Raw genomic sequence first — 21316 nt, 5'->3', positions numbered from 1 at the left:
GTCGCGCTCTCAGGAACGGGCACGGCGCACGGCCGCCTGTTGCCGCCGGGCACCGGCCCGGCGTCGGTTCTCCGCGCGCTCGCGCGCGTCCGACCCGGGGGCCGCGGACGGGTCCCCCTCGGGCCGGCTCAGATGGGCGGCCAGCGAGGCCACCGTGGGGTGCTGGAACAGCTCGACCATCGACACCCGGTGCCCGAGGTCCGCCGCGAGCAGCGACCGCAGCTCGGCCATCAGCAGCGAGTGCCCGCCGAGGTCGAAGAAGTTGTCGTGGGCGCCGACCCGCTCGATCCCCAGCACCGTCCGCCACAGCCCGGCCAGCGACCGCTCCAGGCCCGCCCCGGGCGCGGTGAACGGCGCGCCCGCCTCCGGCCGGCCGTCGCTGGGCTCGGGCAGCGCGTTGCGGTCCACCTTGCCGCTCGGGGTGAGCGGCAGCGCGTCCAGCACCTCGAACACCCCGGGCACCATGTACCCGGGCAGCCGGCCGCGCAGATGGACGGCCAGCTCGGCGGGCCGGGGCGGGGCCCCGGCGCCGTCGGCCGCCGTCAGATAGGCGACCAGCCGGACGTCCCCGGCCCGGTGCGGACGGGCCGTCACCACCGCCTCGCGCACCCCGGGGTGCTCGGCCAGCACGGCCTCGATCTCGCCGAGCTCGATCCGCAGGCCGCGCAGCTTCACCTGGTGGTCCAGCCGGCCCAGGTACTCCACCGCGCCGTCCTCGCGGAACCGCGCGAGGTCCCCGGTCCGGTACAGCCGCGCCGCCGGGTCCGGGTCGAACGGGTCCCGCACGAAGCGCTCGGCGGTCAGCTCGGGCCGGTTCAGGTAGCCGCGGGCCAGGCCCCGGCCGCCGATGTGCAGCTCCCCCGGCACCCCGATCGGCACCGGCCGCAGGCCTGTGTCCAGCACATGGATCCGGGTGTTGGCGATCGGCCGGCCGATCGGCACCGGCCGCCGGGGGTCGGCGTCCGGGCGGCACGTCCAGTGGGTGACGTCGACCGCCGCCTCGGTCGGGCCGTACAGGTTGTACAGCCGGGCCCCCGAGCGGGCCAGGAACCGGTCCTGGAGGTCGCGCGGCAGCGCCTCGCCGCTGCACACCACCCGGCGCAGGCTGGTGCACTCCTCCACCGGCTCCCGGAGGAAGGCCTGGAGCACGGACGGCACGAAGTGCACCGTCGTCACGGCCTCCGCGCGGATCGTCCGGGCCAGGTAGCCGAGGTCCCGGTGGCCCTCCGGGCGGGCCAGCACCAGGGTCGCCCCGGCCGCCAGCGGCCAGAAGAACTCCCACACCGACACGTCGAAGGAGAACGGCGTCTTCTGCAGCACCCGGTCGGTGGCGTTCAGCGGGTAGGCGTCCTGCATCCACAGCAGCCGGTTGCGGATCGCCGCGTGCACGTTCATGACGCCCTTGGGGGTGCCGGTCGAGCCGGAGGTGTAGATGACGTAGGCGAGGTCCTCGCCGTCCACCGCGACCCCCGGATCGGTGTCCGGCTCCTCGCCCGGCGCGGCCTCGAACTCCTCCACGCAGAGCACCTCGGCCTCGACCGCCGGCAGCCGCCCGAGCACCCGGCGCTGGGTGAGCAGCACCGGCACCCCGGCGTCCCGCGCCATGTGCTCCAGCCGGGCCGCCGGCAGCTCCGGGTCCAGCGGCAGGTACGCGCCGCCCGCCTTCAGCACCGCCAGCAGCGCCACCACCAGCTCCGGCGCGCGCTCCATGCCGACGCCCACCACCACGTCCCGGCCGACGCCGAGCCGGCGCAGCCGGTGGGCGAGCCGGTTGGCCCGCCGGTCCAGCTCGCCGTAGCCCACCGGACGGCCCTCGAACCGCAGCGCCGTCGCCTCCGGGTGCAGCCGGGCCCGCTCCTCGAAGGCCCGGTGGATCCAGCCGGCCCCGGCCGGCCACTCCCGCGCGGTGGCGTTGAACTCCACCAGCACCCGGTGGCGTTCGGCCTCCGTCAGCAGCTCCAACTCCTCCACCGGCCGCTCCGGCGCCGCCACCACCTGCTCGGCCAGCCGGCGGAAGTGGGCCGCCAGCCGGGCGACGGTGGACTCCTCGAACAGGTCGCGGTCGTACTCGAACCAGCCGCTCAGCCCGCCGTCCCGGTCGAAGGCCTGGAGCTCCAGGTCGAACCGCGCGCCGCCGCTGCGCACCAGCACCTGCTCCAGCCGCGCGCCGCCCAGCGTGAGGTCCGGCACCGCCTCCCGGCCGTAGGCGAAGCTCACCTGGTACACCGGCGGCCGGCTGAGGTCGCGCGCCGTGTTCAGCTCGCCGACCACCAGCTCGAACGGCACCTCCTGGTGCTCGTAGGCGCCCAGGCAGGCGTCCTTCACCCGGTCCAGCACCTCGGTGAAGGACGGCTCCCCGTCCAGCTCGGTACGGATCGGCAGGGTGTTGACGAAGTACCCGATCAGCGGCTCCAGTTCGGGCCGGTCGCGGACGGCCGTCGGCACGCCCACCAGCACGTCCCGCTGGCGGCTGTACCGGGACAGCAGCACGGTGAAGACGGCCAGCAGCGCCATGTAGGTGGTCGCGCCACGCCGGTGGGCGAGGGCGGACAGCTCCCGCATCAGCGGTTCGGGCAGCTCGAACGGCAGCGCGCCGCCGTTGAAGCCCTGGACGGCGGGCCGCGGCCGGTCCGTCGGCAGCTCCAGGGCGGCCGGCGCCCCGGCCAGCCGCTCCCGCCAGTACGCCAACTGTCCGGCCCAGCGGCCCTGTTCGTGCTGCTCGCGCTGCCAGACCGCGAAGTCGGCGTACTGGACCGGCAGCTCCGGCAGCGGCGAGGGCCGGCCGGCGGCGAACGCCTCGTACAGTGCGGCGAGTTCGGACAGCAGCACCCAGAACGACCAGCGGTCCGAAACCAGGTGGTGCAGCGCCAGCACCAGCACCGACTCGTCCTCGGCGGTGCGCAGCAGCGTCAGGCGCAGCGGCGGACCGGTCTCCAGGTCGAAGGGCTCGCCGATCGCGGCCGCCACGATCCGCTCGTCCAGCTCGGCGGGGGTGAGGGCGGCGTGGCGCAGGTCGATCTCGGGCAGGTCGGACGGGTCGGGACGGTCCGAGGCCGGTGCCGGGTGCACCAGCTGGACCGGGCGGCCGTCGCGCAGGGCGAAGGTGGTGCGCAGCGCCTCGTGCCGGCGGACCACCTCGCGCAGCGCCGCGCGCAGCACCCGCGCGTCCACCGGGCCGCGCACCCGCACCGCGCCCGGCACCACGTACGCCGGGTTCGCCGGCCGGACCTGCTCCAGGAACCACATGCCCTGCTGGAACACCGAGAGCGGGAAGACGTCCTCGGCGGCGCCGTCCGGGGTGGTGGCGCTGTCCGTGAGCCGCCGCTCGGCGAGCAGCTGGTCCAGCCGCGCCCGCTGCTGCGGGGTCAGCGCGGCGAGGCGCTGTTCGAGGTCAGTCATCGACCGGCTCCGACTCCTCGGTGACCTGCTCCAGGAGGGCGAGCAGCTCGGCGGTGCCGTCGATGTCGGGTGCGATGTCGGCGGCGCGGTCCGTCGAGCGGGTCACCCGGCGGATCGCCGTGCCCTCCTCGCCGGCCGCCGCCAGCCCCTCCACCACCTGGACGGCCAGGCTGTGGACCGTCGCGCCCTTGAGGAAGTCGGCGACGGTCACCTTGACCCCGAGCCGGCCCTGGATCTCGTTGCGCAGCTCCACGGCCATCAGCGAGTCCAGCCCGAGCCCCGACAGCGGCGCGTCGGCGTCGACGGCGGAGGCGCGCGACCCCAGGGCCGTCCGCACACCGGCCGCCAGCCCGGTGACCAGGGCCTCGACCCGCCGCTCGGTGGGCAGTGCCAACAGGTCCTCGGCGGTCGGCAGCGCGCTCGCCGCTGCCCGGCCCGGTGCGCCGGGCAGCTGCCGTACCGGCGCCGTACGGGTGGGCGCGGCCCGTTCGGCGCGCTCGGCCCGCTCGGCCCGTTCGGCGCGCGCGGTGGCCAGGGAAGCCCGCTGCGGTGGCCGTCGGACGGCCGCCGGCGCGGTGCCCCTGTCGCCGCTCGGCTCGTGCCAGCAGCGGGTGGCGGCGAACGGGTAGTGCGGCAGCGGCGTCCGGGCGCGGGCGTGGTCCCGGTCGAACCCGGCCCAGTCGACCTCGGCGCCCTCGACGTACAGCCGGCCGAGACTGCCCAGCAGGACCTCCCAGTCGTCGTACTTCGGCCGCAGGCTGGGCAGCGTCAGCACGTCGTCGCCGGTCAGCACCTCGCGGACCAGGCCCAGCAGGGTCGGCGCCGGGCCGACCTCCAGGAAGGTGCGGTACCCGAGCCCGTACAGCGCCCGCACCCCGTCGGCGAACAGCACCGGCTGCCGGGCGTGCCGCAGCCAGTAGTCGGTGTCCAGCGGCCGGTCCCACGGCCAGAGCGCGCCGGTCAGGTTGGACAGCAGCGGGATCGCGGGCGCGCCGAACGGGACCTTCTCCAGGGCGGTGCGCAGCGGTTCCAGCACCGGCTCGACCAGCGGGGAGTGCGAGGAGGTGGAGATCCGCAGCCGCCGCACCTCGGCGCCGCGCGCGGTGAAGGCCTCGCAGACCGCGTCGACGACCTCCCGGACGCCCGAGACGGTGGTGTTGGCCGGGCCGTTGACGGCGGCGACCGCGACCAGTGCGGCGTCGTAGCGGGCGAGTTCGTCGGCGACCTCCTCCGCCGGGGCGGAGATCGCCGCCATCGCGCCGGACTCGGCGAGCCGCTGCAGCAGTCGGCCGCGTTCGGCGACCAGCCGCAGGCCGTCCTCCAGCGACAGCGCGCCCGCGAAGCAGGCGGCGGTGTACTCGCCGAGGCTGTGGCCGATGACGGCGGCCGGCTCCACGCCCCACGAGCGCCAGAGCCCGGCCAGCGCGTACTCCACGGCGAACAGGCCGGGTTGGGCGAACTCCATGGTGTTGATCAGCTCGCCGTCCGCCGCCGAGGCCGGGTACAGGGCGGAGAGCAGCGGCGCCGGCAGGACGTCCCGGAGGATCTCGTCGCAGGCGTCCAGGGTGCGCCGGAAGGCCGGCTGCGTCTCGTACAACTGCCGGGCCATGCCCGCGCGTTGCGGCCCCTGGCCGGTGAAGAGGAAGACCGGCTCGGCCGCCGAACCGGGCCCGGGCGCCGCGGCCCCCTCCGGCCGGCCCAGCAGCAGCCCCTCGCCGGGGTCGTCCCGGACGAAGTCCGCCAGCCGCTGGGCGAGTTCCCCGGCGGAGGCGCCCACGGCGGCGAGCCGGTGCGGGAAGTGCGAGCGGCCGGTGTTCGCGGAGAAGCACAGGTCGGCGGCGGATTCCGGCCCGGCCGTCGCCAACCGGTCCTGGTAGCGCCGGGCGAGCTTCAGCAGGGCGCTGCCGCTCTTCGCCGACAGGGCGAGCACCGACAGCGGGCGGTCGTCGTCCGGCGCGGCGTCCGGCACGGCGGCAGGCGCGGCGTCCGGCCCGTCGTCCGGCGCGGAGGCAGGCGCGGCGGCCGGGCGCTCCGGCGCCTGCTCGACGATCAGGTGCGCGTTGGTGCCGCTGAAGCCGAAGCTGCTCACCCCGGCCAGCCGCCGGGCCCCGTCGGCCGGCCACGGGGTGAGCGCGGTCGGCACGGCGAAGGTGGTCCCGTCGAAGGAGATGTGCGGGTTGAGCTCGCCGAAGTGAAGGTTGGGCGGGATCTGGCCGCGGTCGACGCAGAGCGCGGCCTTGATCAGCCCGGCGATCCCGGCCGCCGCCTCCAGGTGGCCGAGGTTGGTCTTCACCGCGCCGAGGTGCAGCGGCGCGCCCTCCGGCCGGCCGTAGACCTCGGCCAGCGCGGCCACCTCGATCGGGTCGCCCAGCTTGGTGCCGGCGCCGTGCGTCTCGATGTAGCCGATCCGCTCCGGGCCGACCCCGGCGGCGGCCAGCGCACGGCGGAACACCTCGCGCTGCGCGGCGCCGTTGGGCGCGGTCAGGCCCGAGCTGCGGCCGTCCTGGTTGACGGCCGAGCCGCGGATCACCGCGAGCACCCGGTCGCCGTCGCGCCGCGCGTCCGACAGCCGCTTGAGCACCACCACGCCGCAGCCCTCGCTGCGGACGAAGCCGTTCGCCGAGGCGTCGAAGGTCTTGCAGCGGCCGTCGTCGGCGAGCATCTCCGGGAACTGCGAGAAGGAGATCGCCGCGTCGGGGGAGACCACCGCGTTGACGCCGCCGGCCATCGCCAGGTCGCACTCGCCGAGCCGCAGGTTCTGGCACGCCTGGTGCACGGCGACCAGCGAGGAGGAGCAGGCGGTGTCCACCGAGACACTCGGCCCGCGGAGGTCCAGCAGGTAGGAGAGCCGGCCGCTGGCGATGCTGTGCGCGACACCGGTGCTCGCGTGGGCGGTGATGTCCTGCGGCTCGCGGAACAGCAGTCCGGCGTAGTCGTTGCTGCAGATGCCCAGGAACACCCCGGTCCGGCTGCCGGCCAGCGCGTGCGGCGCCTGCCCGGCGTCCTCCAGCGCCTCCCAGGCGACCTCCAGCACCAGCCGCTGCTGCGGGTCCATGGACACCGCCTCGCGGCGGGAGATGCCGAAGAACTCGTGGTCGAAGCGGTCGATCCGGTCCAGGAAGCCGCCCCACCGGGTGCTGTGCCTGCCGGGGGTGCGCGGCTGCTCGTCGTAGAAGGCGTCGACGTCCCAGCGGTCGGCCGGGATCTCGCCGATGGTGTCGGTGCCGGCGGTCAGCAGCTCCCAGTAGGAGTCCGGGTCGGTGACCCCGCCGGGGAAGCGGCAGCCGACGCCGACGATGGCGATCGGCTCGGAGCGGGCCCGCTCGTGCTCGTCGATCCGGCGCTGCATCCGCTCCATCGTCAGATAGGCGCGCTTCATCGCGGTCATCGAGCCGGAGCGCTCCTCGGGGGTGTCGCCCCGGGTGGTGTCCTCGCGCGTGGTCATCGTCCCTGCCCCCGGTCGGTCGGATCGGCACTGGCGTCGAACTGCTCGGTCCGGGCGAGGAGGAGGGCCTCCAGGTCGCGCTCCGAGAGTCCGTCGAGGTCGTCGAGGTGATGGCGGTCGTGGCGGTCTTCGGTTGGTTCGAAGACGTCGGTGGACCCGGTCGTGGTCTCGGTCGTTTTCGCGGCTGCGGCGGCCTCCAGCGGGACGCCCATCCGCTCGGCGAGGAACGGCACCAGCGAGTCCAGCGTCGGGTACTGCCACCCCAGCGTGGCGGGCAGCGGCACCCCCAGCGACAGCTCCAGCCGCGAGCGCAGCTCCAGCGTGCGCATCGAGTCGAAGCCGAGACTGGCCAGCGGCGCCGCGCTGTCGACCGCCGCCGCGTCCGCGCCGCCGGGCCCGTCGAGCACCACGGCGGCCAGCTCCCGGCAGTGCCGGACGAGCAGGGCCCGGCGGCGCCGTCCCGGCTCGACCGCCAGTAGTTGCCGCCGGATCGCCTCCCCGCCGTCGGACTCTTCGGCCGGGGAGCCGGCGCCGGCCGTCGAGCGGACGATCGCCGCCGGGCTGCCGAGCAGCCGGCCGAGGGACGCCAGGCCCGCGCCGTCCACGCTCAGCGCGGGCAGTCCGAGCGCCCGGCGGTGCTCGGCGAGCGCGTCCAGGCAGGCGCCGAGCGCGGTGTCCCGGCCGGGTGCGGTGGCCGGGTCGGACAGCACGAGGAAGTCCAGGGTCCGGCCGGCGGTGGCGAGATGGAGCCGCCAGGCCTCGGCGGCCCGGGCGGCGGTGGCGCCCAGCGGGTCGTCCTCCTCCTCGGCCGTCCCCGGCGCGCCGTCGTCCGGCGCGGACGCGAGGTGCACCACCCCGGCCAGGGGCGCCGCAAGGGTGTCGAGCCCGGCCTGCGGGGCGGTCGGCTCCCCGGCGCCGGTCAGGTCCGCGACCGGGAGCGCCACCTCGACGCCCCGGGCGCGCAGTTCGGCCACCGCCTGCTCCGCCGCGGCGTCGGGGGCGGCCCCGGGGGAGCGGAGCAGGGTGATCCGGCGGGCGCCCAGGTCCGCCAGCCGGCGGGCCGCCGCCAGGGCGGCCGGCGTGGTGCCCCCGGTGACCAGGTAGCCGGCCTGCGGTCGGACGACCGACCTGGTCGGCGGCACCGCGAGCTCCGGCGCCGGCTCCGGCCGCAGCACCAGTTTGCCGATGTGCCGGGCCTGCGCCATGGTGGCGAAGGCCTCCCGGGCCTCGGCGAACGGGCGGACGGTGACCGGCAGCGGCCCGAACTCCCCGCTGTCGAAGCCCCGCACCACCTCCTCGAACAGCTCGGCCAGCAGCGCCGGCCGGGCGTGGAAGGTGTGGTCCAGGTCGACGGCGAACAGCGCGCGGTTCCCCTTGAGGTGGCCGAGGCCGATCGGGTTGTCGTCGTGGATGTCGCGCTTGCCCAGCTCGACGAACCGGCCGCCCGGCGCCAGCAGCGCCAGTCCGGCGCGCAGCGCCTCCCCGGTCAGCGAGTTGAGCACCACGTCGACCCCGCGCCCGTCGGTGGCCGCCGCGACCTCCTCGGCGAAGCCGACCGAGCGGGAGTCCATCACCCGTTCCACACCGCCGAGTTCGCGCAGGAAGCGGCGCTTCTCGGACGTCCCGGCGGTGGCGAACACCCGCGCCCCGCAGCGGCGGGCCACCGCCAGCGCGGCCAGGCCCACGCCGCCGCTCGCCGAGTGGATCAGCACCGTCTCGCCCGCGCCCAGCCGGGCCAGGTGGCCGAGCCCGTACACGGCGGTGAGGAAGGCGACCGGCACGGCCGCCGCCTGCTCCTCGTCGAGCGCCGCCGGGCACGGCGCCACCAGGTGCGCCTCGGTGGTGGCGTACGCCGCGAGCGCGGACGGCACCACCGCCATCACCCGGTCGCCGACCTTGAAGCGCTCGACGTCCGCGCCGACCGCGCTCACCCGGCCCGCGCACTCGACCCCGAGCGGGACCGTCCCGGCCGCGCCGGGGTAGGCGCCCATCGCCTTGAGTACGTCGCTGAAGTTCAGCCCGGCCGCCGCGACCTCGATCTCGACCTGGCCCGGGCCGGGCGCGGTCCGCTCCCAGCGGGTCGGCGTCAGGCTCTCCAGGAGGCCGGGCCGGACCGCCAGGATCCGCTGGTTGGTGTCCAGCTCCGGGTCGAACGGCCGCCGCTGCCACGCGGGTTCGGTGCCGTCGGCGGAGTCCTGCGGCACCCGGACGGGGGCGTACCTGACCCGTCCGCGCAGGGCGGCCGACGGCTCCCCGGCCGGGCGCAGCAGCACGTCCAGCAGCCGACCGGCGTCGTCCCTGGCCGGGTCGGGGTCGAGGTCGACGACCAGCGGGCGGGGCATGCCGTGCGCGGCCCCGGCCGTGCCCCGCAGCAGGGCCTGGACCGGGTCGGGCGCCCCGTCCCGTTCGGTCACCCGCTGCGCGCCCCGGGTCAGCAGTACCAGGCGCGGGGCACCGGGCAGGCCCTCGTCGGCCAGCTCCCGGACCAGCCGCGCGGCCGGGTGGACGGCGGCCTCCCGCTCCTGGGTCAGCGGGAACGGCCCCGGCCCGTCCGGCGCCGCCGGACCGGTGGCGGCGTCCAGGCCCCAGGCGTACAGGACGCCGGCCCACGGTTCGTCGCCGGCCGCGCGCAACTCCTTGAGCAGGGTGGTGAGATCCTCGGGCCGGCGCGGGTCCAGCTCGTACCGCAGCGGGTCCAGCCGCCGGGAGTGGCTGCCCGCGGTGACGGTCACCCAGCTGCCGCGCCGGGCGAGGAGTTCGGCGCCCAGGGCCGCGGCCGTGCCGGCGCGGTCGGCGAACAGCAGCCACCGGCCGGGTGCGCCGGTCATCGCCGCGCCCGCGCCGTCCCCGGCGGCCGCCCACTCCAGGGCGAACAGGGCGCGCCCGTCGGCGGTGACGGTCTCGGCGGGGACCGGAGGAGCGGTGACCGGCTCGGCGGCGGGTGCCGGCTCGGGGGCGTAACGGCGGCGCTGCCAGGGGTAGTTCGGCAGGTCGAGGACGGCCCGGGGCAGCGCCACCGACCCGCCGTCCGGGTCGTCCCGGCCGCTCTCCCGCTCGGCGAGCACCACACCGGACGGCGTACCGCCCTCGGCGAGCCCGTGCAGCGCCCGCAGCGCGGCGGCCCGGTCGGCGGCGGTGATCCGCGCCCGCCAGCGGTGCCGGGCGCGCCCGGCGCCCGCCGTGTACGCGAACGCCGGGTAGCTGTCGTCCGGCAGCCCGGCGAGCCGGCCGTGGAAGGCGCCGGCCAGCGCGCGGACCGCCTCCGGGGTCCGCGCGGAGAGCTCGAAGCCCTCGACCGGGGCGGCCCCGGCGGCCGGCGCGGCGTCCTCCTCGGCCGCGCCGAGGATCACCTGGGCGTTGGTCCCGCCCATGCCGAAGGCGCTCACCGCCGCGTGCCGCCCGGCCCGCTCCGGCCAGGGCCGCAGCGCCGTCGGCAGGGTGATGCCGGTGCCGTCCAGGTCGATCAGCGGGTTGAGGGTGGCGAAGTTGACCAGCGGCGGCACCTCGCGCCGCCGCAGGCACAGCACCGCCTTCACCAGGGCGATCACCCCGGCCGCGGACTCCGGGTGCCCCAGGTTGGCCTTGACCGAGCCGACGGTCAGCTCGGCCCCGCCGTTGCGGCGGCCCAGCGCGGCGGCGATCGCCTCCATCTCGATGGCGTCCCCGAGCGAGGTGCCCGTCCCGTGCGCCTCCACCAGGCCGATGTCGGCGGCGGCGAGCCCGGCGTCCGCCAGCGCCGCCTCGATCAGCGCGACCTCCGACAGCACGTTGGGCGCGGTGAAGCCGGTCGAGCGGCCGGTCTGGTTCACCGCCGAGCCGTGCACCACCGCGTGCACCCGGTCGCCGTCGCGCCGGGCGTCCTCCAGGCGCTTGAGCACCAGGACGCCGCAACCCTCGCCCCGGGTGAAACCGTTCGCCCGGGCGTCGAAGGGCCGGCACCGCCCGTCCGGCGACAGGGTGCCCGCCAGCTGGTGCAGCCGGGTCGCCCGGGGCGAGAGCACCAGGTTCACCCCGCCGGCGAGCGCCACGTCGCACTCCCGGCGGGCCAGCGCCTGGCGCGCCAGATGGACCGACACCAGGGAGGAGGAGCAGGCGGTGTCCACCGTGATGGCGGGGCCGGCCAGCCCCAGCGCGTACGCGACGCGGCCCACCGTGAAGCAGTGGCCGTTGCCGCCGGCCCAGTGGGTGTCCGGCTCGCCGCGGTGCCAGTCCCAGTACTCCTGCCCGGTGATCCCGACGAACAGCCCGGTGCGGGCCGCGTCCAGCCGGTCCGGCGGGAGCGCGGCGTTCTCCAGGGCCTCCCAGGCGACCTCCAGCAGCAGCCGCTGCTGCGGGTCGACGCCCCGGGTCTCGGCGGCGCCCATGCCGAAGAACTCCGCGTCGAAGTCCATCACCTCGTCCAGGAACCCGCCGGTGTGCGGCAGCCGCTCCCACTCGGCGGCGAACGGCCCGCGCCGCCCGGCGGGCAGCGGGCCCACCAGGTCGCGGCCCTCGGCCAGCGCGGCCCAGTAGCCGTCCAGGTCGGTGATGCCGCCGGGCAGCCGCAGGCCGATGCCGACCACGGCCAGTGGGCCGGTGCCGCTCGCGGCGTCCAGTTGCGCCCGCAGCTTGCGGACGGTGTCGAGCGCCCGGGTGAGCGGGGTGGGCGCGGGGGCGGGGGTCTGCTCCGTCATGGCGCTCAGCCCTCGCCGTCCGTGGCGGCGGCCTCGGCGCGCTCGTCGGTAGCTCCTGGAGCAGCCTCCTCGCCCGCCGCCGGGTCACCGAGCAGCCGCTCCGCCAGCACCGCGGAGAGCGCCCGCGGCGTGCCGTACGTCCACAGCAGGGTCGGCGACAGCCGCAGCCCGAACGCCGCCTCCAGCCGGTTGCGCAGCTCCAGGCCCATCAGCGAGTCCAGCCCCAGCGACTTGAACGGCGTGTCCCGGTCGATCGCCCCGGCGTCCAGCCGCAGCACCCGCCCGGCCAGCTCCTGCACCTTGGCCTCCAGCAGCTCGGGCCACCGCTCCCGGGGCGCCTCGCGCAGCTCGGCGAGGAAGGCCGCGCCCGCGCTGCTGCCGCCCCCGCCGTGCTTGGCCAGCTCGCGCAGCGCGCTCCAGCTGTCCAGCGTCGCGGTGTCCGGGTACGCCTCCAGGTACTGCCGCAGGTCGATCGGCACATAGGCGACCACCGGCTCGTCGCCGCCGAGGAAGCCCTCCAGCGCCCGCCACGCCTCGCCGGTGGAGAACCCGGCCATGCCGCGCTCGGCGAGCCGGGCCCCGCGGTTGTCCTCCGCGGCGGCCAGGCCGACATCGCTGAACGGCCCCCACTGCACGCTCAGCGCGGGCAGCCCGCGCCGCCGCCGGGCGACCGCCAGCGCGTCCAGGAAGGCGTTGCCCGCCGCGTACGCCGCCTGGCCGGCGTTGCCGAACAGCGCCGCCGCCGAGGAGAACAGCAGGAAGAAGTCCAGCGGGTCGCCCTCGGTCACCGCGTCCAGATGGACCGCGCCGTCCACCTTGGGCGCCAGCACCCGGTGCAGCTGGTCCTCCGTCAGATTGAGGACGGTGGCGTCGTCCAGCAGACCGGCCGCGTGCACCACGCCGCGCAGCGGCGGCAGTTGCTCGCGCACCCGGCGCAGCGCCGCGCGATCGGTGACGTCCGCCGCGAAGGTCTCCACCCGCACACCGCGCGCCCGCAGCGCCTCGATCCGCGCCACCGCGTCCTCCCGCGGCGCCGAGCGGCCGACCAGCGCCAGCCGGCCCGCCCCGCGCTCGGCCATGAACTCCGCCAGCGACAGGCCGAGCGCCCCGAGCCCACCGGTGATCAGGTACGTGCCGTCGCCCCGGAACCGGCCGTCGCGCAGCGGCTCCGGCGCCACCGCGTCGACCGTCGACGGGTCCGACAGCACGAACTTGCCGATGTGCCGGCCGCGCGACATCTCCCGTAGCGCCTCGGCGGCCTGCGCGAACGGGTAGGACAGCACCGGCAGCGGCGCCAGCTCGCCCGCCTCGACCCGCTCCCACACCTCGGCGAACAGCCGGGTGAACAGCGCAGGCCGGCGGGCGATCACCGCGGCGAGGTCCAGCGAGGCCAGCGTGATGCCCTTGCGGAACGCGTCCAGGGCCAGCGTCCGGCCGCCGTAGATGTCGGCCTTGCCGACCTCGACGAACCGCCCGCCCTCGGCGAGCACCTCCAGGCCCAGCGGGATCGCCGCGCCCGTCAGCGAGTTGAGGACGACGTCCACCCCGCGCCCGCCGGTCGCCGCGCGCACCTGGTCGGCCCAGGAGAGGTCCCGGGAGTCGAAGACGTGCCGGACGCCCAGCTCGCGCAGCCGGGCGCGCTTGGGCTCGCTGCCCGCCGTGGCGATCACCTCGGCGCCGAGCAGCCGCGCGACCGCGATCGCCGCCAGCCCCAGACCGCCCGCCGCCGAGTGGATCAGCACCGTCTCGCCCGGCGCCAGTGCGGCCAGGTGCCGCAGCCCGTACCAGGCGGTGATGGTCACCGCCGGGAACGCCGCCGCGTCGGCGTCCGCCATCCCCGCCGGGACGAGCTGCGCGTGGTCGGCGAGCACCGTCCAGTGGGTGGCGAACGCGCCGCCGCCGGTGCAGGCGACCACCCGGTCGCCCGGGGCGAAGCGCGTCACGCCCTCGCCCGTCCTGGTCACCACACCCACGCCGTCCAGCCCGAGCAGCCGGGCGTCGGCCGACGGGTCCGGGTAGGTGCCCATCACCTTCATCACGTCGATGAAGTTCAGCGCCGCCGATCCGACGGCGAGCTCGATCTCCCCGGCGCCCGGTGCGCGCCGCTCCAGCGGGCGGAACGCCAGGCCGTCCCAGCTGCCCTGACGGTCCGGGGCGAGCCGGAACGGCTGCGGCAGCGCCGCCGCCCGCCAGTACGGCCGGGCCGCGTCCGCCGGGTGGTCCGCGGCCCCGGCCGCGCCGCGCACCAGCCGGCCGACCAGCCGCTCCCCGCCCCGCAGCACCACCTGGTCCGCGCCGTCCTCGGTGAGCAGCTCGACGGCGCACCGCGCCGCCCAGTCGGCCTCCTCGGCGGCGACGTCCACCAGCACCGGCCGCAGCTCGGGGTGCTCGCGGCGCAGGACCCGCCCGAAGCCCCAGTACTGGGCCGCGCCCGGGTCGGCCGTCCCGGCCGCCGACGGCGGCAGCTGCGCGTCGGCGGTCACCACGACCAGCCGGGGCACCAGCGGGCGGGCGGAGCAGGCCCGCACCAGCGCGGCCAGCGCCAGCAGGCCGGCCCGCTGGGCGGCCGGACCGGCGTCCGCGCGCGGCGCCAGGAAGACCACGCCGCCGAGCCCCTCGACCGGGGCCAGCCGCTCCTCCCAGAGTTCGGTCCGCTCGGCCGCCGGGCCGTCGGCCACCTGGGCCAGCGCCGCGCCGCCGTGCGCGCCCAGCGCCTCGGCCAGCTCGCCGGCCCGCCCTCGGGCCGCCGTGCCGCCCGCCGTGTCGGCGGCGCAGACCACCCAAGCGCCGATCCCGTTCCCGTCGCCGGTCCCGTCCTCGGCCCCGGCCTCGGCCTTCGACCGGAACTCCAGCCGGTGGATCCGCTCGGCGTCCGCCGCGCCCGGATCGGCCGAGGCCGCGAGCGCCCGCATCCGCAGCCCCAGCAGGCTCAGCACCGGCCGCCGCAGCGCGTCGAACAGGAACAGGTCGACCATCTCGCCGCCGTCCCGGCGCACCGCGTGCGACCAGAGCGCCGTGACCGGCTCCGCGAGGTCCTGGTGCAGGTGGACCCGGTCGACCCCGACCGGCACCGCCGCCTCCTCGCCCGGGAACAGCGGGATCGACGCCTGCAGGGCCGCGTCCCACAGCGCCGGGTGCAGCCGGTGCGGGTGACCGCCGGCCAGGCAGCCCTCCGGCAGCCGCACCTCGGCCAGGCACTCCGCCGCCCCGCCGCGCAGCCCCACCACACCCTGGAACGCCGGACCGTAGTTCAGGCCCCGCGCCGCGCAGTCGGCGTAGAACTCGGCGGCCGGCGCGGCCTCCAGCCCGAGCAGCCGCTCGGGGAAGGCCGGCACCCGCGGCGCGGTGTCCTCCGCCAGCACCCGCGCCGAGGCGTGCCGCACCCAGCCCTGCCCGCCCGGCTCCAGCGAGGAGAGCGTGAAGCTGCCACCGCCCGTGACGTCGTCCCGCCAGCCCAGCGCCACCGTCACCGGCTCCTCGGTGAGCGTCAGATGGCCGTGCAGGCCGACGTCCGCGAGTGTGCGGTGCGCGCCGCCGGTGCGGGCCAGCGCCGTCCGCAGCGCCAGCTCCAGCATCCCGGTCCCGGGCAGCACCACCGCGTCGTACACCCGGTGGTCGCGGACCCACGGGATGTCCGCCGGGGCCAGCTCCAACATCCCCGTCCAGGCGCCCTGTTCGGTCACCGACGGCACCAGCCGCAGCTCCTCCCCGGCGCCGCTCCCGGCCCGCCGGCGCACCTGCTCCACCCAGTGGACGGTGCGCTGCCACGGGTACGGCGGCACCGGCGCCCAGGCGTCCCGCAGCAGGCCGCCGAACGGCTCCAGACCGCTCACGTACGCCCGGGCCCGCGACTCGCGCACCGTGTCCGGCGAGCCCTGGTCGCGCCGCAGCGTCGACAGCACCTGCGGGGGGACGGGCCGCTGCGCCGCCAACTGCTCCAGCGCCGGGGTGAGCACCGGGTGCGGGCTGATCTCGACCACATGGGTCACCCCGGTGTCGAACAGCCGCTCCATCGCGTCGGCGAACATCACCGGACGGCGCAGGTTGTCCACCCAGTACCGGGCGTCCAGCTCCGGCCCCTCCAGCGGGGCCACCCGCACCGTCGACATCAGCTCGACGGCGCCCGGGCCCGGACGCACCGACCGCAGCGCCGCCAGCAGGTCGTCCTCCAGCTCGTCCATCTGCGGGCTGTGCGAGGCGTAGTCCACGTTGACCAGCCGGCAGAAGGTGCCCTCGGCCTCCAGCAACTCCTTGAGCGCCAGCACGAGTTCGGTGTCGCCGGAGAGCACGCAGCTGTTCGGCCCGTTGTTCACGGCCAGCGAGACGCCCTCCTCGAAGCCGGACAGCGCCGCCTTCGCCGCGTCCAACGAGAGGTCCACCGCCAGCATCCGGCCCTTGCCCGAGGTGCGGCGGGCGATCGCGCTGCGCCGGGCGACCACCATCGCGCCGTCCTCGTAGGAGAGGATGCCCGCGGCGGTGGCCGCGGTGACCTCGCCCTGGCTGTGGCCGACCACCACGTCCGGTACGACGCCGGACGCCCGCCACAGCTCGCACAGGCCCAGCGAGACCGCCCACAGGGTCGGCTGCAGCATGTCGATCCGCGACAGCCACTCCTCGCCGGCCTCGCCGGAGACGACCCGCACGAGGTCCCACTCGACGTACGGCTCCAGCGCTTTGGCGCAGCGGTCGATCACGGCGGCGAACACCGGCTCGGCGGCGAGCAGTTCGCGGCCCATGGCGTGCCACTGCGAGCCCTGGCCGGGGAAGACGAAGGCCGTCCGGCCCCTGGTCGCGGCGCGCCCGGTGAAGACCCGGGCCCCGGCGTCGGCCGGGTCGGCGGCCAGCCGCTCCAGCTGCTCGGCAGCCTCGGTGGCGTCGGCGGCGAGGAGGGCGGCCCGGACGGGGAACTGGTCGCGCTGCCAGGCCAGGGTGCCGGCCAGCGCCGGCAGCGGGGTGGGCGCCGCGCCGGTGAGGAGCGTGCGCAGCTCGCGGGCGCGCTCGGCCAGCGCCTGCTCCGAGTGCGCGGACACCGGCAGCAGGACCGTCGCGTCCCGCGCGGTGGCTTGAGTCGCTACAGTCGTTGCAGGGGCCGGCTGCGGCGCCCCGGTCAGCACCACGTGCGCGTTGGTGCCGCCCCAGCCGAAGCTGCTCACGCCGAGGAAGACCTGCTCGTCCGCCGGCAGCGGCAGCGGCTCGCGGACCACCGTCACGTTCAGCTCGTCGAAGGCGATCTCCGGGTTGAGGTCGGCCGAGTGCAGGCTCGGCGGCACGACCCCGTGGCGCAGCGACAGCAGCACCTTGAACAGGCCGGGGATGCCGGCGGCGGCCTCCAGGTGCCCGATGTTGGTCTTCACCGAGCCGATCGGCAGCGGGCCCGCGTCCGCGCTGCGGGCCTGCCCCAGGACCCGGCCGACCGCGCCGGCCTCGATCGGGTCGCCGACCGCGGTGCCGGTGCCGTGCGCCTCCAGGTAGGCGACCCGGTCCGCCGGGATGCCCCAGTGCCGGTAGGAGTCCCGCAGCAGCCGCTCCTGGCCGAGCGGGCTGGGGGCGACGACGCTCTGCCCGCCGCCGTCGTTGTTCACCGCGGTGCCGGCGATCACGCCGTGGATCCGGTCCCCGTCCGCCTGCGCGCGGGCGAGGGTCTTCACGTACAGGGCGCCGACGCCCTCGCCGCGCACGAAGCCGTTCGCCCCGGCGCCGAAGGCCTTGCAGCGGCCGTCGGGGGAGAGCCCGCCGAAGTGCGTCAGGCCGATCGAGGCGGTCGGGTCGAGCATCAGCGCGACGCCGCCGATGATCGCCGCGTCGACCTCGCCGGCGCGCAGCGCCTGGGCGGCGAGGTGCGCCGCGACCAGCGCGGAGGAGCAGCCGGTCTCGACGACCAGGCTGGGCCCGGTGAGCCCGAGGAAGTACGAGACCCGGGCGGCGATCATGTCGAGCGCGTAGCCGGGCGCGGTGTGCTGGGTGACCCCGCTGCCGCTCTTGCGGCCGACGTGCTCGTAGTCGTGCCAGCCGGCGCCGACGAAGACGCCGGTCCGGCTGCCGGCCAGCGCGCGGGCCGGCGTCCCGGCGTCCTCCAGCGCCCGCCAGGCGGCCTCCAGCATCAGCCGCTGCTGGGGGTCGAGCATCTCGGCCTCGCGGGGGGAGATGCCGAAGAAGGTCGCGTCGAAGCGGTCGACGTCGTCGAGGAACCCGCCGACGGCCTGGACCTCCCGCTGCGGATCGAGTTGGGCGGTGGCGTCCCACCGGGTGGCGGGGACGGGACGGACGGCGTCGTGCCGCTCCATCATCAGCCGCCAGAAGCTCTCGACGTCCGGGGCGTCGGGGAACCGTCCCGCCATGCCGACGACGGCCAGCGCCTGAGTCGGGTCCTGGACCACAGGGTCTGTGTGCATGTCCTCTTCCTCGGGCATCCGTGGTGAGCCGGCTCGGGCCCGGGCCGGCACCCGGCCCGGGGCGTGCGGGGGCACGCGGCGGGAGGGAGGCCGGCGGGGCGCGGGCAGGGGTCGGGCAGACAGGTGCCGCGCGGGAGGGTGCCGCGCTGGCGGTGGTGGGTGTCGTCGGGTGGACGGCCCGTCGCGGTGGACGGCCGTCGGAGCGGCGGGGGGTCGGGGGGCGGACGGGTGTCGGGGGCCGTGCGGGGCGGACGGGCCCCGCACGGCAGTCGATCACCAGTGCGCATCGTGGTCCCGGCCGGTCACCGCCGACAAGGCTTTGACCTGCTTTTACTGACACTTGTCACGTCCCTGCCCGAGGTCGTCGGGTCGGCGCCAGGTGGGGGTTAAGTTGAGGGGTCATCGAATGACACGCGTAGACCGCCCAGAGCCGCACAGGCCGGCCCGGCCCCGCCCAGATCCGCGTAGCCCCGCCCAGACCCGCCCGCACCCTGACCCACCGGTCCTGCTGAGGACATGTCCGCACCCGGACGCCGGGTGCCGTCGACGGGACCGGGCGGCCCGCCACACACTGGGCGCGGTCGCATCGATCACCATGAGTTCCGTTCACGGGATCCTCGGGGGAGACCTAGTGATGACCATTCGTGTGTTGGTAGCCGACGAGCAGTTGCTGCCCCTGGACGCGATCGCCGAGGTGCTCTCCTCCGTGCAGGACTTCGAGGTCGTCGGGGCGGTGAACCGGAGCTCGATGATCGTCCCGGTGGCGGTGCGCCGCCGCCCGGACGTCGCCGTGCTGGGCATGGGCACCGCGCAGGGCGGCTTCCGCCTGGTGCGGGAGCTGGGCAAGCGCCTACCGGACTGCCGGATCGTCCTGATGGCGGCGCGGCCCACCCGCACCCTGGTGGACCGCGCCGTGTCGGCGGGCGTGCTCGGGGTCGTCACCAAGCAGACGAAGATCCCCCGCCTGGTCGACGCCATCCGGGACGCCGCCGCGGGCGGCCGCCCGGCGCCCGGCGACACCGAACCGCCGGCCGCCGGCCCGGCCCCCCGGACCCTCGTCGCCGAGCAGGTGCTGAGCGAACGCGAGCGGGAGATCCTGCGGCTCACCGCGACCGGCGCTTCGGTGAAGGAGGTGGCCCGCGAGCTCTACCTGGCGGCGGGCACCGTCCGCAACCTCACCTCGGGCGCGATGCGCAAGCTCGACGGGCGCAACCGCTTCGACGCCGCCCGGATCGCCGCCGAACGGGGCCTGCTGTAGGGCCCGTTGGGGCGCACCCGGGGGCGTCGGAGCACTCAGCCGTGGGCCGCCCGCACCTCCTCGGCCTCGTTACCCTGCTTGCCGTCGTGCTTGCCGTCATGCTTGCCGTCGTGCCTACCGTCGTGTTCGAGGAGCCCGAGGCGGGTGGCGCGCACCATCGCGGTGAGCCGGTTGTCGGTCTCCAGCACCCGCAGGATCTCGGCGACGAAACGCCGCACCGTCCGGTCCGAATACCCGAGGTGACGGGCGATCGACTTGTCGGTGGCCCCGGCGGCCATCATCCGCAGCACCAGCCGGTGGGTGCCGGAGAGCACCGGTGCCGAACCGCCGCCGCGCCGCCGCCGGCTGTACGGCGCCGCGGTCGACCAACTGTGCTCGAAGACCCGGGTGAAGAGCTGCGCGAGCAGCCCGCCGTGGATCACCACGCTCCGGCGCAGCCCCTCGACCTGCGACCGGGTGACCACCTTCTCCCGGTCGACGATGACCAGCCGCAGCGGCAGCGACTCGGCGGTGCGGATCTCGGCGCCCGCCTCCTGCAGCGCGTTGACGTACTCGACGACGGCCGGGCTGCCCAGGGCCGAGGCCGGCGCCACCAGCCGGTAGTGGACGCCCCGGCGCAGCAGCTCGACGTCCTCGCCGATGCACGGGTGCAGCGACTCCGGCTCGGCCGCGGTCGGCAGCATCACCGCCACCTCGGACCGGCTGGAGAGGTGCAACTCACGCAGGCGCCGCCCCAGTTGTTCCCTTGACTCGACCACCTCGACCGCCGGACTCTCCCCCGCGGAGGCCGGAGTGGCGAAGAAGCCGTCGGTGAGGTCGGAGATCAGGTCGTGCGTCCGGGTGAACTCCGCCAGACGCTCCTGCTGATCGGCGACCAAGCGTCTCAGTACGCTCTGCGGTGTGGCCGGCGGCACCCCTCTGTCGCGGTCGAGCAGGCCGTTCCCGGCCAGCCAGTCCACGGCCTCCCTCACCTCCCCGGGCTCGGCGCCGAGCTCCCGGGCGATGTCCTCCGGGCATCTGCCGCCGTCCTCGGTGCGAAGTAGTGAATGGTAGACGCGGTACGCAAAGCGAGCGTCAATCCCGGTCGCCGCCGTCATCGCCTTGAACTCCAGCCGTAGATCCGGATCGTGAGCAGCAAGGAAGTCCCGAGCCCCTCCCCTGGGGCTCGGCTGGCGACACTACTTGAAGTAATCGACCGGTCAAGGGCGCCCAGGTTGAACACCTGTCGCCCGGGGCCGCTGGAGTGGTGCGACGGGCCGGGGGGTTTCGGGTGGGCGGCTTCTCCCGTTCCGCCGGCTCGCGGTCGGCGGCCGTGCCTTTCCGGGGGAGCGGCGCCGGCGGCCTTACACTGGCGCCCGCCGGGGCGCGGGGCCGTCGCGGTTCCGCCGTCTCGTCAGCCCCCGTCCTGAGGAGCCCGCCGGTGCACTCCTGGCTCTCCGAACGCCGTCGGTCGGCCGCGAGCCTGCTCGTCGCGGCCGTCGTGGCGGCCGTGCTCGTCCTGCTGCTCGCGCTCCATGAGGGCCCGGCGCCGCTGTCCGGCGCGGATGTGGCGGTGCTGGTGCTGTTCGCCTATCTGTCGGTGTACCTCATCGCCACCGTGGCCGCCTTCTCCACTGCCTCACCGGAGCGGATCCGCGACTGGGCGCGGCGCACCGAGCGCGGCACGGTCCTCCAGCGGTACGTCCTCGGCAGTGCCCCCGGGCCGGGTGTGTCGATCTCCGTCGCGGCGGCCGCCATGGTGGTGTCGCTGGTCTGGCGCCCCGGTCATCTGGGGTCGGCGCTCCCGGTGGGCGTCCGGGTGGGGATCGCCCTGGCGCTGGTCGTCGACGCCTGGGTCTGCGTGCTCGTCTCCTTCGCCGTCGCCTTCCACGCCGACAACCTGGTGGAGGAGGAGCGGGCCCTGGAGTTCCCGGGGACCGAGCCGGCCGCCTGGCCCGACTACATGTACTTCGCCGTGTCGGTCATGGCCACCTTCGGCACGACCGACGTCAACGTGCTCTCCCGGGAGATGCGGCGGACGGTGGCGGCCAACGCGGTCATCGCCTTCGTCTTCAACACGGTGACGGTGGCGAGCCTGGTGTCCGCCCTCGACCGCTAGACGAGTAGATCCGAAGTTCCGGCCCGCCAAAGGGCAGAGGGCGTCCAAGAT

Annotated in this window: 7 protein-coding genes; 2 read left to right on the top strand and 5 right to left on the bottom strand. The window is 76.2% G+C overall.

All coding sequences use genetic code 11. The features are described from left to right. Positions 1 to 9: 9 nt before the first annotated feature. From ACFP3U_RS06110 to ACFP3U_RS06095, 4 genes are read right to left on the bottom strand one after another with little or no spacing between them, the layout of a single operon-like run. The gene (locus tag ACFP3U_RS06110; RefSeq protein ID WP_380224171.1) at positions 10 to 3399 is read right to left on the bottom strand and encodes an amino acid adenylation domain-containing protein; all 3390 of its coding nucleotides are present in this window, start codon (positions 3397 to 3399) and stop codon (positions 10 to 12) included. Further along, the gene (locus tag ACFP3U_RS06105; protein WP_380224170.1) at positions 3392 to 6844 is read right to left on the bottom strand and encodes a type I polyketide synthase; all 3453 of its coding nucleotides are present in this window, start codon (positions 6842 to 6844) and stop codon (positions 3392 to 3394) included. The genes ACFP3U_RS06110 and ACFP3U_RS06105 overlap by 8 nt, the downstream gene beginning before the upstream one ends. Further along, the gene (locus tag ACFP3U_RS06100) at positions 6841 to 11517 is read right to left on the bottom strand and encodes a beta-ketoacyl synthase N-terminal-like domain-containing protein (protein WP_380224169.1); all 4677 of its coding nucleotides are present in this window, start codon (positions 11515 to 11517) and stop codon (positions 6841 to 6843) included. The genes ACFP3U_RS06105 and ACFP3U_RS06100 overlap by 4 nt, the downstream gene beginning before the upstream one ends. Before the next feature lie 5 nt (positions 11518 to 11522). Next, complete coding sequence (locus ACFP3U_RS06095; RefSeq protein WP_380224168.1) at positions 11523 to 17909, bottom strand: SDR family NAD(P)-dependent oxidoreductase; 6387 nt, start codon at positions 17907 to 17909, stop codon at positions 11523 to 11525. A 634-nt stretch (positions 17910 to 18543) separates the two neighbouring features. Here ACFP3U_RS06095 and ACFP3U_RS06090 point away from each other — a divergent pair. Then, positions 18544 to 19167 carry a response regulator transcription factor gene (locus ACFP3U_RS06090; RefSeq protein ID WP_380224167.1) on the top strand — a complete coding sequence of 208 codons (624 nt, stop codon included), beginning with the start codon at positions 18544 to 18546 and terminating at the stop codon, positions 19165 to 19167. 35 nt (positions 19168 to 19202) lie between these two features. On the opposite strand, the gene ACFP3U_RS06085 is transcribed toward ACFP3U_RS06090, so the two are convergent. After that, a complete protein-coding gene (locus tag ACFP3U_RS06085) occupies positions 19203 to 20138 on the bottom strand; it encodes a LuxR C-terminal-related transcriptional regulator (RefSeq protein ID WP_380224166.1) in 936 nt (311 codons plus the stop codon). Between the two features lie 449 nt (positions 20139 to 20587). Here ACFP3U_RS06085 and ACFP3U_RS06080 point away from each other — a divergent pair, with 449 nt between their 5' ends. Beyond that, positions 20588 to 21265, top strand: a complete 678-nt coding sequence (locus ACFP3U_RS06080; RefSeq protein WP_380224165.1) for a DUF1345 domain-containing protein — start codon at positions 20588 to 20590, stop codon at positions 21263 to 21265. The last annotated feature ends 51 nt before the right edge of the window (positions 21266 to 21316 follow it).

It is taken from the genome of Kitasatospora misakiensis (assembly GCF_042656005.1).
In the GTDB taxonomy this organism is placed as follows: Bacteria; Actinomycetota; Actinomycetes; order Streptomycetales; family Streptomycetaceae; genus Kitasatospora; species Kitasatospora misakiensis.
This window is presented reverse-complemented; position numbering and strand designations above follow the sequence as displayed.

Excerpts from the sequence above, each read along its gene's own strand:
- ACFP3U_RS06110 (WP_380224171.1), bottom strand. The coding sequence starts at position 3,399 with ATGACTGACCTCGAACAGCGCCTCGCCGCGCTGACCCCGCAGCAGCGG.
- ACFP3U_RS06105 (WP_380224170.1), bottom strand. The coding sequence starts at position 6,844 with ATGACCACGCGCGAGGACACCACCCGGGGCGACACCCCCGAGGAGCGC.
- ACFP3U_RS06100 (WP_380224169.1), bottom strand. The coding sequence starts at position 11,517 with ATGACGGAGCAGACCCCCGCCCCCGCGCCCACCCCGCTCACCCGGGCG.
- ACFP3U_RS06095 (WP_380224168.1), bottom strand. The coding sequence starts at position 17,909 with ATGCACACAGACCCTGTGGTCCAGGACCCGACTCAGGCGCTGGCCGTC.
- ACFP3U_RS06090 (WP_380224167.1), top strand. The coding sequence starts at position 18,544 with ATGACCATTCGTGTGTTGGTAGCCGACGAGCAGTTGCTGCCCCTGGAC.